The organism is Cryobacterium sp. MP_M3, from assembly GCF_015752155.1.
Taxonomy (GTDB): domain Bacteria; phylum Actinomycetota; class Actinomycetes; order Actinomycetales; family Microbacteriaceae; genus Cryobacterium.
In genome coordinates this window covers 122,606-137,553 of record NZ_JADOVI010000010.1, presented here as the reverse complement: position 1 = coordinate 137,553, position 14,948 = coordinate 122,606, and the positions used below count along the sequence as shown (strand labels likewise).

At 69.8% G+C, this 14,948-nt stretch carries 18 protein-coding genes; 3 read left to right on the top strand and 15 right to left on the bottom strand.

Translation table 11 applies throughout. The features are described 5' to 3' along the window. Window positions 1–18: 18 nt before the first annotated feature. The 13 genes from rpsN to IWX89_RS12695 form a co-directional block, all read right to left on the bottom strand. Entirely contained in the window at window positions 19–324 is a 306-nt protein-coding gene (gene rpsN / locus IWX89_RS12755; RefSeq protein WP_134364793.1) for a 30S ribosomal protein S14, read from the bottom strand. Window positions 325–326: 2 nt separating this feature from the next. Continuing rightward, window positions 327–494 (bottom strand): 50S ribosomal protein L33, encoded by a 168-nt coding sequence (gene rpmG / locus IWX89_RS12750; RefSeq protein WP_104099752.1) that lies wholly within the window; start codon window positions 492–494, stop codon window positions 327–329. Then, a complete protein-coding gene (gene rpmB, locus IWX89_RS12745; protein WP_104099753.1) occupies window positions 494–730 on the bottom strand; it encodes a 50S ribosomal protein L28 in 237 nt (78 codons plus the stop codon). The genes rpmG and rpmB overlap by 1 nt, the downstream gene beginning before the upstream one ends. Window positions 731–915: 185 nt before the next feature. Further along, a complete protein-coding gene (locus tag IWX89_RS12740) occupies window positions 916–1,314 on the bottom strand; it encodes a Fur family transcriptional regulator (RefSeq protein ID WP_196903919.1) in 399 nt (132 codons plus the stop codon). A 10-nt stretch (window positions 1,315–1,324) separates the two neighbouring features. After that, window positions 1,325–2,131 (bottom strand): metal ABC transporter permease, encoded by an 807-nt coding sequence (locus IWX89_RS12735; RefSeq protein WP_196903918.1) that lies wholly within the window; start codon window positions 2,129–2,131, stop codon window positions 1,325–1,327. Beyond that, a complete protein-coding gene (locus IWX89_RS12730; protein WP_196903917.1) occupies window positions 2,131–3,000 on the bottom strand; it encodes a metal ABC transporter permease in 870 nt (289 codons plus the stop codon). The genes IWX89_RS12735 and IWX89_RS12730 overlap by 1 nt, the downstream gene beginning before the upstream one ends. A 1-nt stretch (window position 3,001) precedes the next feature. Then, window positions 3,002–3,793 carry a metal ABC transporter ATP-binding protein gene (locus IWX89_RS12725; protein ID WP_307836550.1) on the bottom strand — a complete coding sequence of 264 codons (792 nt, stop codon included), beginning with the start codon at window positions 3,791–3,793 and terminating at the stop codon, window positions 3,002–3,004. A gap of 7 nt (window positions 3,794–3,800) precedes the next feature. Continuing rightward, entirely contained in the window at window positions 3,801–4,826 is a 1,026-nt protein-coding gene (locus IWX89_RS12720; RefSeq protein WP_307836549.1) for a metal ABC transporter substrate-binding protein, read from the bottom strand. A 186-nt stretch (window positions 4,827–5,012) separates the two neighbouring features. After that, entirely contained in the window at window positions 5,013–5,771 is a 759-nt protein-coding gene (locus IWX89_RS12715) for a VIT1/CCC1 transporter family protein (RefSeq protein WP_196903915.1), read from the bottom strand. A gap of 105 nt (window positions 5,772–5,876) precedes the next feature. Then, the gene (locus IWX89_RS12710; RefSeq protein WP_196903914.1) at window positions 5,877–7,271 is read right to left on the bottom strand and encodes a dihydrolipoamide acetyltransferase family protein; all 1,395 of its coding nucleotides are present in this window, start codon (window positions 7,269–7,271) and stop codon (window positions 5,877–5,879) included. Between the two features lie 49 nt (window positions 7,272–7,320). Then, complete coding sequence (locus IWX89_RS12705; RefSeq protein ID WP_231383262.1) at window positions 7,321–8,295, bottom strand: alpha-ketoacid dehydrogenase subunit beta; 975 nt, start codon at window positions 8,293–8,295, stop codon at window positions 7,321–7,323. 74 nt (window positions 8,296–8,369) lie between these two features. After that, window positions 8,370–9,497, bottom strand: a complete 1,128-nt coding sequence (locus tag IWX89_RS12700; protein ID WP_307836548.1) for a thiamine pyrophosphate-dependent dehydrogenase E1 component subunit alpha — start codon at window positions 9,495–9,497, stop codon at window positions 8,370–8,372. Between the two features lie 4 nt (window positions 9,498–9,501). Next, window positions 9,502–10,608: a histidinol-phosphate transaminase gene (locus IWX89_RS12695; protein ID WP_196903912.1), complete on the bottom strand. Its 1,107-nt coding sequence runs from the start codon at window positions 10,606–10,608 to the stop codon at window positions 9,502–9,504. Window positions 10,609–10,686: 78 nt separating this feature from the next. Between IWX89_RS12695 and IWX89_RS12690 the strand changes: the two genes are divergently transcribed. Beyond that, complete coding sequence (locus IWX89_RS12690; protein ID WP_196903911.1) at window positions 10,687–11,079, top strand: phage holin family protein; 393 nt, start codon at window positions 10,687–10,689, stop codon at window positions 11,077–11,079. Between the two features lie 48 nt (window positions 11,080–11,127). Here the strand turns inward: IWX89_RS12690 and IWX89_RS12685 are convergent, their stop codons facing one another. Together IWX89_RS12685 and IWX89_RS12680 are read right to left on the bottom strand one after the other, a co-directional pair. Further along, on the bottom strand, window positions 11,128–12,597 hold the full coding sequence (locus IWX89_RS12685) for a hypothetical protein (protein WP_196903910.1): 1,470 nt from the start codon (window positions 12,595–12,597) through the stop codon (window positions 11,128–11,130). After that, complete coding sequence (locus IWX89_RS12680) at window positions 12,594–12,884, bottom strand: hypothetical protein (protein ID WP_196903909.1); 291 nt, start codon at window positions 12,882–12,884, stop codon at window positions 12,594–12,596. Before IWX89_RS12680 ends, IWX89_RS12685 begins: the two co-directional genes overlap by 4 nt. Before the next feature lie 130 nt (window positions 12,885–13,014). Between IWX89_RS12680 and IWX89_RS12675 the strand changes: the two genes are divergently transcribed. Next, a complete protein-coding gene (locus IWX89_RS12675; RefSeq protein ID WP_196903908.1) occupies window positions 13,015–13,542 on the top strand; it encodes a low molecular weight protein-tyrosine-phosphatase in 528 nt (175 codons plus the stop codon). Continuing rightward, window positions 13,539–14,921 carry an adenylosuccinate lyase gene (purB, locus tag IWX89_RS12670; protein WP_196903907.1) on the top strand — a complete coding sequence of 461 codons (1,383 nt, stop codon included), beginning with the start codon at window positions 13,539–13,541 and terminating at the stop codon, window positions 14,919–14,921. Before IWX89_RS12675 ends, purB begins: the two co-directional genes overlap by 4 nt. The last annotated feature ends 27 nt before the right edge of the window (window positions 14,922–14,948 follow it).

The following is a 14,948-nucleotide window of genomic DNA, read 5'->3' as shown; positions in this document are numbered from 1 at the left end:
AACCGGGATCAGGCGGTATTACCAGCTGGACTTGGTGATGCCGGGCAGTTCGCCACGGTGAGCCATGTCGCGGAAACGAACGCGCGAGATCCCGAACTTGCTGAGGTGACCACGGGGACGGCCGTCGACCGCGTCGCGGTTGCGCAGGCGAACCGGCGACGCGTTGCGGGGCAGCTTCTGCAGGCCGAGGCGAGCCGCTTCACGCGACTCGTCGGTGCCGGCCGGGTCAACGAGGGCCTTCTTCAGTTCAAGGCGCTTCGCCGCGTAGCGCTCGACGATAACCTTGCGCTGGTTGTTCTTGGCAATCATGCTCTTCTTCGCCATTTTTAGCGCTCCTCACGGAAGTCAACGTGCTTGCGCACTACGGGGTCGTACTTCTTGAGCACGAGACGGTCGGGGTCGTTGCGGCGGTTCTTCTTGGTCACGTAGGTGTAACCGGTTCCAGCCGTCGAACGGAGCTTGATGATCGGGCGGACGTCATGCTGCTTGGCCATTAGATTTTCTCCCCACGGGCGAGAAGGTCCTTGACGACCGACTCGATGCCACGAGCATCGATTACCTTGATGCCCTTGACCGAGAGGGTCAGGGTCACGTTACGGCGAAGCGACGGTACGTAGTACTTTTTGGTCTGTACGTTCGGGTCGAAGCGACGCTTGGTGCGCCGGTGCGAGTGTGAAATGTTGTGTCCAAAGCCGGGAACGGCTCCGGTCACCTGGCAGGTAGCTGCCATGGTTCTCCTCCAATACCGAAGGGCGAATGCCCTTCCCAAGATCTCTTGTCGGCCGGGACGCGGGCCATGCCCGGTGAACCGGGAGCCCGTGACACGGCAGTGCACGCACAGATATGCGCAGCAACGTCCAACACTACGGGTCTGGCCGGCGATCCGCAAACCGGCGCGTCCCCGGGCCGGGTGGCTCAGGCGCTGACGGATGCCGCGGTGCAGGCGGCGCAGAGTCCGAAGATGTCGATCACGTGCGCCGCCTGGCTGAAGCCGTGCTCGGCGGCCACGTTCGTCGCCCAGTTCTCGACGGCATCCACTTCGATTTCGATGGTGAGGCCGCACCGGCGGCAGATCAGGTGGTGGTGATGGTCGGTGGTGCTGCACGCGCGGTACAGGCTCTCCCCCTCCGGGGACTGCAGGGAGTCGGCCTCGCCCTCGAGCGCCAGGTCGGCCAGGGCCCGGTAGACCGTGGCGAGGCCGATCGGCGACCCGGTGGAGTGCAGCCGGGAGTGCAGGCCCTGGGCGCTCACGAAGCCCTCGGTGTCGCCGAGTGCCGTGCGCACGGCCTCCCGCTGCCAGGTGTTTCGCTTCACGGTCTCAACCTCATGGTCTCAACCGTAACCGCGCCCGGCCGAGGGAGCGCACACCGAGGGCGGCCAGGAAGAACGCGGCGGCGGTGAGGGCGATTGCGGGCCCGGCCGCGATATCGAGACCCCGGGAGAGCAGCACCCCGCTGATGCCTGCACCGGCGCCGAGCACCGGGGCGGCGAGGAAGATCTGCGTCGTCGTGCGGGCCAGCAGGCGTGCCGCGGCGGCCGGCGCCGCGATCAGCGCGATGGCGAGGATGGCGCCGACGGCCGGCATGGCGGTGACGACGGTCGCGGTGATCAGCGCGAGGCTGAGGAGCTCGATCGGCCATTCCCGGTAGCCTGCCGCCCGGTACCCGGTGCGATCGAAGGTCGAGAACAGGATCTCCTTGCCGAGGAAGACGACGACGAGCACGGCGGCCACAAGCACCCCGCCGGCCAGCGCGACATCCGCCGTCGTCACGGTGAGGATCGACCCGACCAAGAAGGAGTCGACGTGCACCGGCAGGGCGGGGTTCAGCGATTGGAGGAACACCCCAAGGGCGAAACCGGCGGTCAGTACGATCCCGGACGCGACCTGGCTCCCCTGCCGGCGCACCCGTCCGATCAGCGTCATCACCCCCACGATCGCGATACTGGCAAGAAATGCCCCCAACGGAATACTCAGCCCGAGGACGGCCGCCGCCACCGCGCCGGGGAAAGTCGCGTGAGTCAGGGCCTGGGCGAAGAAGGTGCGCCGGCGCAGGATGACCAGCGCGCCGACCAGGCCGCAGAGCGCCCCGATCACCGTGGCGGCCAGCAGTGCTTTCTCGAAGTAGCCCATCAGCGGGCCACCGGAGCCCTGGTCAGCCGGTCGACGGCGAGCCGCCCCACGAGCGCTAGGAAGTACGCGGCCACCAGCACGAGCACGACCGTCGCGCCGCTGGGCAGGTCGATCCCGGCGCTGACGGATGCCGCATAGCCGATCGTGAGCCCCAGCCAGGCCCCGACGGCGGCGACCGTCGCAGCGATCGGGAAGAGCAGCCAGAGCCGGTTCGTGGCCAGCCGGGCCACGGCGCCGGGGACGATCAGCACGGCGAGCACGAGCAGCGTTCCGACGGCGCTCGATGCGGCCACGACGACGAGGGCGATCGCGACGTTGAGGAGCACGTCCAGGAGGAGCGGGTGGAAGCCGACCGCGGCGAAGCCGGTGCGGTCGAATGCCCGGAACACCTGTTCCTTGAGGGTGACGGCCACTATGACGAGCGCCACCGCGCAGATGACGACGGTCTGGATCACCTCGGCCGGGCTCACCGTGAGGAGGCGCCCGAACAGGAGCTGTTCGAGCTGGCCGACGTAGTTGGTCTCCCGCGACACCACGATGACACCGATGCTGAACATCGCGGTGAAGACGATGGCGATCGCCGCGTCGATGGCCACGGCCCGGCGCGCGATCAGGGCGAGCACGACGGCTGTGAGCACGGCCGCGACCATGGCGCCGGCGAAGAGTCCCTCCCGGCCTCCCCAGACGAAGCCGATGGCGATGCCGGGGAAGACGGCGTGGGTGAGCCCGTCGCTGATGAACTCCAGTCCGCGCAGGTTCACGAGCACCCCGACCACGCCGGCAACCAGGCTGAGCACGAGCAGCAGCACGAGGGCGCGGGCCATGAACGGCAGGGTGAACGCGTCGAACAGGGCGCCGGGGATGTCCAACCTAGTGGCCCGTGTGACCGGGGACGACGACGGTGTGCTCGTCCATTTCAACGCCGACGGCCTTGAACGTGCGCTGCACGTTTTCCAGGCTCAACACCTGCTCCGTCGGCCCGAAGGCTACCTGGCTGCCGTTGAGCAGGAGGACGTCTTCGCAGACTTCGCGGGCGAGTCCGAGGTCGTGCGTGGAGACGAGGACGGCGACGCCGTCGCTCTTCAGCCGTTTGACCGTGCCGACCAGCGCCTCCCGGTTCTCCTGGTCGAGGCCGTTGAACGGTTCGTCGAGCAGCAGCAGGCGCGGCCCGGAGGCGATGGCCCGGGCGAGCAGGCCCCGTTGCTGCTGGCCGCCGGAGAGCTCGCCGAAACGGGTCTTCGCGAGGTGGCCGAGACCGACGGCGTCGAGTGCCTTCGCCGCCATGGCCCGGTCGCGTTTGCCGGGCAACCGGAGCCAGCCGAGCGTGCGGTAGCGGCCCATGAGCACCACCTGCTCGAGGGTGACCGGGAATTCGGGGTCGAGCTCGTCGGTCTGCGGCACGTAGCCGATCGTGCCGGTCGGGGCCGGGGACTCCCCGAGCACCTCGACGGTGCCGGCGACCCGGGTGATCAGGCCGAGGATGCCCTTGAGCAGGGTGGACTTGCCGGAGCCGTTGGGGCCGATCAGGGCCACGGCCTCGCCGGCGGCCAGCTCGAAGCTGACCTCTTCCAGGGCAGGCTTCAGCCCGTAGGAGAAGGATGCGCCGGTCACCCTGAGTGCGGCGGCGGACGTGCCGCCCAGCTGAGAATCGTTCTCGTTCACGAGTCCACTATTGCAGGTCGGCCGGGACCGCGGAGGGGGTGACGCCCCACGACCGGAGGATCAGCCGCACGTTGTGCAGCTGGGACGCGATGTAGGTGGCGCCGTCGCTCCCGGCCGGGCCGAGGGAGTCGCCGTAGAGGGCGTCCTCGCCGGAGTAGACGGCGACGCCGGCCTGTCTGGCGATGGTATCGGCGGCCTTCGGGCTGATCGACGCCTCGGAGAACACAGCCTTCACCCCGGTGGTCTTGATGGCGGCGACCAGCCGGTCGATGGCGGCGGCGCTCGGCTCGGCGTTGTCGTCGAAGCTCGGGATGACGCTGCCGACGTAGGTGATGCCGTAGGCGGTCGTGAAGTAGCCGAAGGCGTCGTGGTTGCTCACGAGCAGGCGCCGGCCGGCCGGGACCTGGTCGACATTGGTCCGGATCCACGCGTCGAGTTCTGCCAGTTTCGCCCCGTAGGCCGCCGCGTTGGCCGTGAACGCGTCGGCGTGGCGCGGTGCGGCCGCGGCGAGACCCTTCTCGATGGTGCGCACCATGGCCTCGGCGTTGGCCACGTCGGTCCAGATGTGCGGGTTCCCGCCGGCGTGGTCATGGGCGGCGTCGCCGGGGTGCGCCGTCTCATCGTTGCCCGCGGCATCCGCAGCGATGGTGATGCCGGTGTCGGAGTCGATGGTGACGCCGTGGAAGCCGGAGGAGTCGATGGCGTCGGTGAGCCACGCCTCGAGTCCGACGCCGTTGATCACGAGCACATCGGCCCGGCCGAGGGCGGTGAGGTCTGCGGCCGAGGGGTCGTAGGCGTGGGCGCTCTGGTTGGGCTGCACCAGCTGGGTCACACTGACCCCGCTGGTCTCCCCCACCACGTTGCGGGTGAGGTCGGCCACCTGGGTCGTCGTCGCCACAACCCTGAGTGCCCCCGACGAGCCGCCGGAACCGCCGGAACCGCCGGCCGAACCGGACGTCGCTGCCGAGCATCCGCTGAGCGCGAGCGCGGCCGCGACCAGGATGGCTGGCAGGACGAATTTCGAGGTGTTCACACCATCAACGCTATGCCTATTGATAATGAGTGTCAAAACCATTAGGTGTGCGCGCGGCCCCCTGACCGAGCGATCGGCGCCGCAACTGTTGCCGCTTCGGACAAATGTTGCTCGTGCGCGGGCCACAGTTGTCCGCATCGGCCACAGTTGCCCTACTGGGTCGTGCGCGGTTCTGAGCCGTCGGGCCTAGACGACCCCGGACGTTCCGAGGAGCGAGCCGATGGCAAACGTCACGAAAAGGGCTGCGGCTCCGCCAAGGACCACCCGAGCGATCGCGCGGGGTTTCGGGCTGCCGCCGAGGTGGGCGCCCGTCGCGCCGAGGACGGACAGAGCCATCAGGACGGCGGCGAAGGTCACCGGGATCCGCACGGTCTCCGGTAGCAGCAGGATCGCCAGGAACGGCAGGAGCGCGCCGAGGGTGAAGGCCATGGCCGAGACCCAGGCGGCGTGCCAGGCGCTCACGACGTCGTCCTCCGCGATGTTGTGCTCCGCGAGGAGATGAGCTCGAACGGGGTCGATCGCGGTGAATTCCACGGCGACCTGCCGGGCGGTGGCGGGGGCGAGGCCCTGGTTTTCGTAGAGTCGGGCGAGTTCCTCGAGCTCGCCGGCCGGGTCGGCGAGGAGTTCGCTCTTCTCGCGCGCGATGAGGGTGCGCTGACTGTCGCTCTGGCTGCTCACCGAGACATATTCCCCGAGGGCCATGGAGATGGCGCCGCCGACGAGGCCGGCTGTGCCCGCCGCGGCGATCGCGGCGGTCGAGTGGGTTGCCCCCGCGACTCCGACGACGAGCGCCGCGACGGAGACGATGCCGTCGTTGGCGCCGAGCACCCCCGCGCGCAGCCAGTTCAGGCGGCCGGCATGGCTCTCGGTGCGTGTCCGGTCGTCGGCTGCGGTGTCGACCGCGGGAGTGACGGGGGCGATTCTGGCGGGGGCGATGGAGGTCATTTGAACATCAGAACACACGGAATCGAAGGCCGCCAGCGTGGAGAGCCTTACCTCACAAGCGTGTTAAAGAGCTGGTGAGGTAAGGCTTCCCAAAGTCGACGCTCGTTATTCGAGCAGCAGCGCGGGCTCTTCGATGATGCTCGCCACGTCGGCCAGGAAGCGGCTGGCGACATCTCCGTCGACGACCCGGTGGTCGAAGCTCGCCCCGATGGTGGTGACCTGGCGCACCCGCACCTCACCGTCCACGACCCACGGCTTGGGCTTGATCGTGCCGAGGGCCACGATGCCGGCCTCGCCGGAGTTGAGGATGGGGGTGCCTGTGTCCATCCCGAACACGCCGATGTTGGTGATCGTGATCGTGCCGCCTGACATGTCCGCCGGGGTGGTCTTGCCGTCGCGGGCGGTCATCGTGAGGCGCTCGAGTGCACCCGCCAGCTCGAGCAGGCTCATGTCCTGCGCCTCTTTGACATTGGGCACGATCAGGCCACGCGGCGTCGCGGCAGCGATGCCGAGGTTGACGTAGTGCTTGATGATGATCTCCTCGTCGGTGAAGATCGAGTTGACCGTGGGATTGCGGCGCACCGCCCAGATCATGGCCTTGGCCATGATCAGCATGGGGGAGACCCGCACGCCGGCGAAGTCGGTGGAGGCCTTGAGCCGTTTGACGAATTCCATCGTGCGGGTGGCGTCCACATCGACGAACAGGCTCACGTGCGGTGCGGTGAACGCGCTGGAGACCATGGCCTGGGCGATGGCCTTGCGCACCCCCTTGACGGGGATGTGCTCCTCGCGGTCGCTCGGCCACTCGGGCGTCTGGATGTTGCGGAAGACGCTGGCCTGGGTGGCGGCACGCAGCACGTCCTCCCGGGTCACGTCGCCGACCGGGCCCGTCGCTTCGACCAGCGCGAGGTCGACACCGAGGTCCTTGGCGAGCTTGCGGATGGGCGGCTTGGCGATGACCGGTCCGGCGGATGCCGCGCGCGGCAGCTGGGGGAGCGGCACGGCCGGGGGCCGCGGGGCGACGACGGGCGGCGGCGCGATCGATTCGTGGGCCACGGGGGTGCCGCCGTGGCGCTTGCGCCTGGTGGGCATGGTGGCGGTGGCGCCGCGGCCGACGAGCACGGCGCCGGGCTTCTCGGCGGGTTCGTCGGTGATGGTGGAACCGGCATCCGCTGCCGCACCGGCCAGTTCGTTCTCGGTGGCCTCCGCCGGGGCGCCGGGCTCAACCGGGGGAGCGGGAACCGCAGCATCGGCTGCGGCGTCGGAGACGATCGTGATGATCACGGTTCCGACGTCGACGGTCGTTCCGGGCTGGACGAGGATCTCGCCGACCACGCCGACGTAGGGCGAGGGCAGCTCGACGAGCGACTTGGCCGTCTCGATCTCGACGAGCACCTGGTTGATCGCGACGGTGTCGCCCGGCGCCACCTTCCACTCGACGATTTCGGCCTCGGTGAGACCCTCGCCGACATCCGGCAGTGTGAATTTCGACACGCTCATGGAGTGCGCTCCTTGCGATTGGTGAGGGAGGGGACCCGGCAGGGCATGGTCAGTAGGCGAGGGCGCGGTCGACGGCCTCGAGCACCCGGTCCGGGCTGGGGAGGAAGTGCGTCTCCACGGCTGCGGGCGGGAACGGGGTGTCGAAGCCGGAGACGCGCAGCACGGGGGCCTCGAGCAGGTAGAACGCCTTCTCCATCACGGTGGCGGCGATCTCCGACCCGACGCTGACGAAGCCGTGCGCCTCCTGGGCGACGACGAGGTGGCCCGTCTTCTCCACCGAGGAGAGGATCGGCCCGTAGTCGACGGGGGAGATCGAGCGGAGGTCGATGACCTCGATGCTGATGCCCTCCGCGGCGGCGAGCTCGGCTGCCTGGAGCAGCACGCTGACCATGGCGCCGTGCCCGAGCACCGTGACGTCCGTGCCGGTGCGCACAACCCGGCTGGCGTGCAGGGGGGTGCCGCTGGTTCCGAGGTTCACCTCGCCCTTGGGCCAGTAGCGGCTCTTGGGCTCGAAGAAGATGATCGGATCATCGGAGGCGATCGCCTCCTGCATCATCCAGTAGGCGTCGTGCGGGTTGGACGGGCTGACCACGCGCAGGCCCGGCGTGTGCGCGAAGTAGGCCTCCGGGCTCTCCTGGTGGTGTTCGATCGAGCCGATGTGGCCGCCGTAGGGGATCCGGATCACGACGGGCATGATCACCTGTCCCTCGTGACGGTTGCGCATGCGGGAGAGCTGGCTGGTGATCTGGTCGAAGCCGGGGAACACGAAACCATCGAACTGGATCTCGCAGACAGGGCGGAACCCGCGCAGCGCCAGGCCGATCGCGGTGCCGATGATGCCGGACTCCGCCAGCGGGGTGTCCAGCACGCGCTTGTCGCCGAATTCGGCGTACAGGCCCTCCGTCACCCGGAAGACGCCGCCGAGCGGGCCGATGTCCTCGCCCATCAGGAGCACCTTCGGGTCGTCCTGCATCGCCTTGCGCAGCCCGGCGTTCAGGGCCTTGGTCATCGGCAGGCTGGCCATCTCCGGGCCGGCCGGGGCCGGAGCGGTTCCCGACGCCGGTGCCGCGTGCGCGGCGGCCGAAACGATCGTGTCGCTCATGCGTCGCCTCCTTCGAAGGATGCTTCATACCGTTCGAGCCAGGCCTCTTGCTCCTGCACCCGTGGGTGGGGTTCGGCGTAGACGTTGTCGAAGATCACGTTCTTCTCCGGCGAGTGGATCTCCAGGGCGCGGCGGCGCACGTCGGCGGCGTTGTCCTCCGCCTCCTCGTCGACGGCGTCGAGGAATTCCTGTTCGACGCCGAGTCCCTGCAGGTAGGCGCGGAACCGCACGATCGGGTCCCGGGCCACCCAGTAGGCGAGTTCGTCGGGGTCGCGGTACTTGGTGGGGTCGTCGGCCGTGGTGTGGGCGCCCACCCGGTAGGTGAGGGCCTCGATCAGGGCCGGGCCCTTGCCGGCCCGCGCGTCGTCGAGGTGCTTGGCGGTCACCGCGTAGCTGGCGAGCACGTCGTTGCCGTCGACCTGGGTTCCGGGGATGCCGAATCCGCCGGCCCGCAGGTACAGCGGGGTGCGCGACTGGCGTGTCACCGGCACGGAGATGGCCCAGTGGTTGTTCTGCAGGAAGAACACCTGCGGGGTCTGGTAGCTGGCCGCGAAGACGAGGGCCTCGTTGGCGTCGCCCTGGGAGGATGCCCCGTCGCCGTAGTAGACGATGACGGCCTGGTCGGTCTCCGGGTTGCCGGTCGCCGTCGAGCCGTCCAACTGCATTCCCATCGCGTAGCCCGTGGCGTGCAGGGTCTGCGACGCGAGCACGAGCGTGTAGAGGTGGAAGTTGCCGTGCTCCTCGGGGGTCCAGCCGCCGAGGGTGACCCCGCGCAGCATCCGGAGGATGTCGACGAGGTCGAGGCCGCGGATCATGCCGACGACGTGCTCCCGGTAGGACGGGAAGATGTGGTCCTGCGGGCGGGTGGCGTAGGCGGACCCCACCTGGGCGGCCTCCTGGCCGTGGCTGGGCACCCAGAGGGCGAGCTGACCCTGGCGCTGCAGGTTGGCGGCCTCCTTGTCGAACCGGCGGATGACGACCATGTCGCGGTAGAACCGGCGGTGGTCGGCCTCGGTGAGCCGGTCGAGGTAGGGCAGGAACTCGGCGGCGGCCTCGCTGGGCGCGAAGACACCGGCGGGGGAGAGCAATTGCACCGTTGGCGAGGCGTTCGGGGTCGCTGACACCGTCCTAACCTATCCGCCGGGCCGGATGCCCCGTTGGTAGATCATCGACAATATCTGCGCACATGCATACGAGCTTTTCCACAGATTCTTCCTCGCCGATCGAGATCCGGATGCCTTCCGGCGGGAACGGACGCACGACCAGTCCGACCGCGGACAGGACGTCGGCGATGTCGGTGGTTTCCTCGCCGGCGGGCAGCCAGATGAAGTTGCCCTGGGGTGCGGGGATGTTCCAGCCCTGCTCGGTGAGCGCCCGCCAGGCCGCGTCCCGGCGTTCCGTAATGGTGCGCACCCGCCTCAACAGCTGGTCGGATGCCGCGAGGGAGGCGATGGCGGCCGCGCCGGCGACTCCGGTGACCGACAGGGGGATCGCGGTTGCGCGGGCGGCGTCGAGGATCGGCACCGGACCCAGCGCGTAGCCGACACGCAGGCCCGCGAGGCCGTACGCCTTCGAGAACGTGCGCAGCACGACGAGGTTCGGGTAGCGCTTCAGCAGCGGCAGGCCCGTGACCGCCTCGGGGTCGGTGACGAATTCGGCGTAGGCTTCATCGAGCAGGACCAGGAGGTTGTTCGGCACGACGGCCATGAACGCCTCGAACTCGTCCGAGGTGACGATGGTGCCGGTGGGATTGTTCGGGCTGCAGACGATGGCGACGCGGGTGCGCTCGGTGATCCGGGCGGCCATCTCCGGCAGGTCGTGCCCGTGATCGTCCCGGTTCGGTACGCGCACACTGGTCGCGCCGGCGACGGTGACGAGGCTGGGGTAGGCCTCGAAGGACCGCCAGGAGTACAGCACCTCGTCGCCGGGTCCGGCCGCCGCGAGGATGAACTGCGCCAGCAGGGCAACCGATCCGGCTCCGACGTGGACCTCGTCGACACCGACCTGGTACTTGGCGGCGAGACGCTCACGCAGGGCGAGGGCCGAGGCATCCGGGTACCGGTTGTAGGCGGTCTCGGCGCTGACGGCCTCGATGACGCCGGGCAGCGGGTCGAAGGGGTTCTCGTTGCTCGAGAGTTTGAACGCCGTGGCCGCGGCGGCCTGTCCCTGCTTATAGGCCGGAAGGGCGACAATCTCGGGGCGCAGGCGGACCGATGGCTGGTCTGATGGGCTCACTCGCCGATTCTACGCCGGGGCATATGCAGACAGTGCAATGCGGTGCGGCCCACGGCATCCGGTGCCATAGTGGGGGGCATGGCCAGATTCCTGATCAAGCTGATCCTCAACGCCGTCGCCCTGTGGATCACGACCCTGCTCGTGGTCGGAGTGCACGTGGTGCCGTACGCGCCGGATACGGCCGCCGTGCTGATCAGCTACCTGCTGATCGCCCTCATTTTCGGCATCGTGAACGGGGTGGTCGGCGGGTTCGTGCGCGTGGTCGCCTTCCCGCTCTACGTCCTCACCCTGGGCCTGCTGGCGCTCGTCGTCAATGGTCTGCTCCTGCTGCTGGTCGCCTGGATCTCCGGCCTTCTCGGCTTCGGACTCGTCGTCGACAGCTTCGGCTGGGGTGTGCTGGGTGCGCTCGTGCTCGGCGTCGTCAGCTGGCTGCTCGGGCTGCTGGCCCGGCCGGCCACGACCCGCCGGTAGACCGGCCCCGGTATACCGCCCCGGTCGCATGCCGGCGGCCGAACCGGGTCACTTCCCGGGCGCCCGCACCCCCCGCCACCGTGACATCGACCCCGGCTCGCCGCCGAGCACCGTTCCGAGCGCCGAACGGAACTCCCGCAGCCGTGGCTCCGGCGAGGCATCCATCAACCGCGCCGTCTCCCGGTACGCGGTGAGGGCGTGGGCCGGCAGGGCCAGGTCGGCGCGTACCGGCTCCGTGGCGAACACCTCCCGGCGCACGACCAGGCGCTCCTCCGCCCGCGCCCCGATCCCGCCGAGCGCCGGCACGATGTCGTCGGCGTGCTCGACGGCCACGGCGGCCAGGCCTGCCGGAACCTCGACCTGGCCGTTCGGGGCTCCGAAGGTCGCGATCATGACGGTGTTGAACTGACCGGATGCCGCCACCTGGCTGGCGACCAGCCCGCCCTGGGAGTGTCCGACCTGCACCACCGGGTCGGCCGGTCGCACCCCGGCCTCGCGCATGGCCTCCACGACTGCCCGGTAGGACCCGGCGCCCTGCTCGGCCACGGCGGCGACGTTCGAGCTGAGGTCCCACGGCTCCGCGGTGACGCCCGGGCTCCACTCGGCCGTGCCGCCGCTGTAGACGACCCAGGCCGCGGCGCCCGCCGGACCGTAGCGCTCGACCCGCACCTGCGCGCCGCCGGCGGCGGACGCCGGGATGCGCGCGGCCAGCTCACGGAACCCGGCCGGCGGGCGGACCGGCGCGGGCCGGCCGACCCGGTCGACCGTGACGCCGGTCTCCCTGAGCAGGCCGAGCGGGCGGGCGACCGCCAGCACCCCGGCTGCGGACGTCGTCACGCCGAGCAGCCCGGCGCCCTGGTCGCCGAGCGCGAACGACACGGGGAACGGCACCGTCGCCACCCCGGCCGCCCCGTCGTCGACCGACGACACGAGCACGCGAAGCACGGCGGGCAGGACAGGGTTGGTCAGCGCCCGGGGATTCTCGGCGAACCATCGCGCCGCCGCCTCCGGCGCGGCCCCGGGGCGGCTGCCGGCCAGCAGGCTGCCGAGGAACCAGCCGACCGCTCCAGCGGTGAGGGCCGGCACCGCGGAAAGTGCGAGGAACGGCGCCACCCGTCCGACCAGGTAGCCGAGCCACACCCCGCCCAGCCCGCCTAGGTACTCCGCCGACCGCTCGGCCCGGCCGTAGCCCTCTGCCGCGCAGACCAGGGCGTCGGCCAGGGCCCCGCTCCTCTCGCCGACCTCGTGCACGGCTCGTTCGGCCTCGAACACGCTCATTCCGACGTCGTTCCCTGACCACTGCGGCGCCGGGACCGGCTCCGAGTCGAGCACCCGGATGCGTTCCAGCCGTTCCCGCCAGCCGCCGGCCGCCGACTGCAGCGCGCGCAGCGTCACCGCCTCGGCCAGCAGCACGTCGGTGGCGACCAGGCTGCCGCCGCCGGAGACGATCAGGTCTGCTGAGGAGCTCCCACCCTCGCCGCCGGGGACCGAGCGCCCGGCCGCGTCGACCCCCGTCACGCGGATGCCGTGACCGCGGCGATCGCCGCCTCGACGGCCGCCTGCGCGTCGTCGAGGTCCTGGCAGGCTCGGCGGAGCCCGTCCGCGAGCTCCCGGCGACGCTCGGCGTAGCCGCGCTGGGCAGCCGAACGCCAGGAACCGTCGAGGTCGGCGGGGACGAGCGCCCGCCAGGCGAGGTCGACGTCGTCCCGGAGCCCGCCCAGCAGCAACCGTCGGTGACGCAGCTCGGCCAGCCGTCTCTCGCGCCGGGCGGGGTCGACGAGCACGATCGAGCCGGTTTGGATCACGGCGGCGCCTCCCTGGTTGGCTGCCCAGCGAAGCACACCGGGCCCGGCGCCGGACGGCCGCGCAAGGAATTCACCCGATGTCCGCCCGACGGGGGTATGTGGAGGAGGAGACGGGGACCACAATGGAGGCATGAGTTTTGCGGCGCTCTCCCCTGATGAGTCGACGCCCTTCCGGATAATCTTCGTCTGCACCGGGAACAGTTGCCGCTCGCCGATGGCCGAGGTGACACTGCGCGACCTGGTCACCCGCTCCGGTCTCGGCCGGCTGATCGCCACGAGTTCCGCCGGCACGGGGGACTGGCATGTGGGCGAGCAGGCCGACGCCCGCACGATCGCCGCACTCGCCCGCCGGGGCTACGACGGAAGCCACCATCGCGCCCGCCAGTTCGACCCGGACTGGTACGCCGACCTCGACCTCGTTGTCGTGCTGGACCGGGCGCAGGAACGCATCCTGCACAACTGGGCGACGACCGATCGCGACCGCAGCAAGGTGCGCCTGCTGCTCAGTTTCGACCCGGAACAGGCGCCCCTCCTCGACGTGCCGGACCCCTACTATTCCGACGATGCGCTGTTTGACTCGGTTTTAGGCATGATTGAGAGGGCAAACCACGCGCTCTTCGCGCAACTCGCGCCCGCAATCAGACAGGGAGTCCGATGAGTCCACTACCGCCCCAGGTCCTCAGCCCACTCGATGGCCGCTATCGAGCCGCCGTCACCGAACTGGGGGAGTACCTGTCCGAGGCCGGCCTCAATCGCGCCCGGGTGCAGGTCGAAGTGGAATGGCTGATCACGCTCACCGACCGCAGCCTGTTCGGGTCCGCCCCGCTCACCGCCGATCAGAAGGCGGGGCTGCGCGGCCTGGTCACCGGGTTCGGCCAGGCCGAGATCGACGAACTCGCCGTGCTGGAGGCCACCACCCGCCACGACGTGAAGGCCGTGGAGTACCTGGTCCGTCGCCGTCTCAGCGCGCTGGGCCTCGACCACATCAGCGAACTCACCCATTTCGCGGCCACCAGCGAGGACATCAACAACCTCTCCTACGCCCTGACGGTGAGCAAAGCCGTCCGCGAGGTATGGCTGCCGAAGTTCCGGGCCACCATCGACGCCCTCCGCCTGCGCGCCCTGGAGTACCGGGCCGATGCCATGCTCGCCCGCACCCACGGCCAGCCGGCCACACCGACCACCGTCGGCAAGGAACTCGCGGTGTTCGTCTACCGGCTCGAACGCCTGGACAAGCAGATCGCCGTCAACGAGTATCTCGGCAAGTTCAGCGGCGCGACCGGAACGTTCGCCGCGCATGTCGCCGCGGACCCTGCCGTGGACTGGCCGACCGTGTCGCGCGAGTTCGTCGAGGCACTCGGCCTGACCTGGAACCCGCTCACCACCCAGATTGAATCCCACGACTGGCAGGCAGAGCTCTATTCGAAGGTCTCCCACGCCAACCGGGTGCTGCACAACCTGGCCACGGATGTCTGGACCTACATCTCCCTCGGTTACTTCCGGCAGATCCCTCAGGCCGGCGCCACGGGATCGTCGACCATGCCGCACAAGATCAACCCGATCCGTTTCGAGAACGCGGAGGCCAACCTCGAGCTGTCCAGCGCGATCCTCGATTCGCTCGCCGCCACCCTCGTCACCTCACGGCTGCAGCGGGACCTGACCGACTCGACCACGCAGCGCAACATCGGCGTGGGCTTCGGCCACTCCCTACTGGCCCTCGACAACATCGTGCGCGGCCTCGGGGAGATCGACATCGATCGCACCCTGTTGGCGAGCGACCTGGACTCGAACTGGGAGATCCTCGGCGAGGCGATCCAGACCGTGATCCGGGCCGAGGTCTCGGCCGGCCGGTCCACGATCGCGGACCCGTACGCGCTGCTCAAGGAGCTCACCCGCGGGAAGCGCATCAACCAGGCCGACCTGGTGGCCTTCGTCACCGGGCTCGAGATCGGCGAGGAGGCCAAGGCGCGGCTGCTGGCGCTCACTCCTGCCGCGTATGTCGGGCTCGCTGACTCCCTGGTCGACTACCTGCCCTGACGGTCGTGCCGCGCGGGTGGTGTGCCG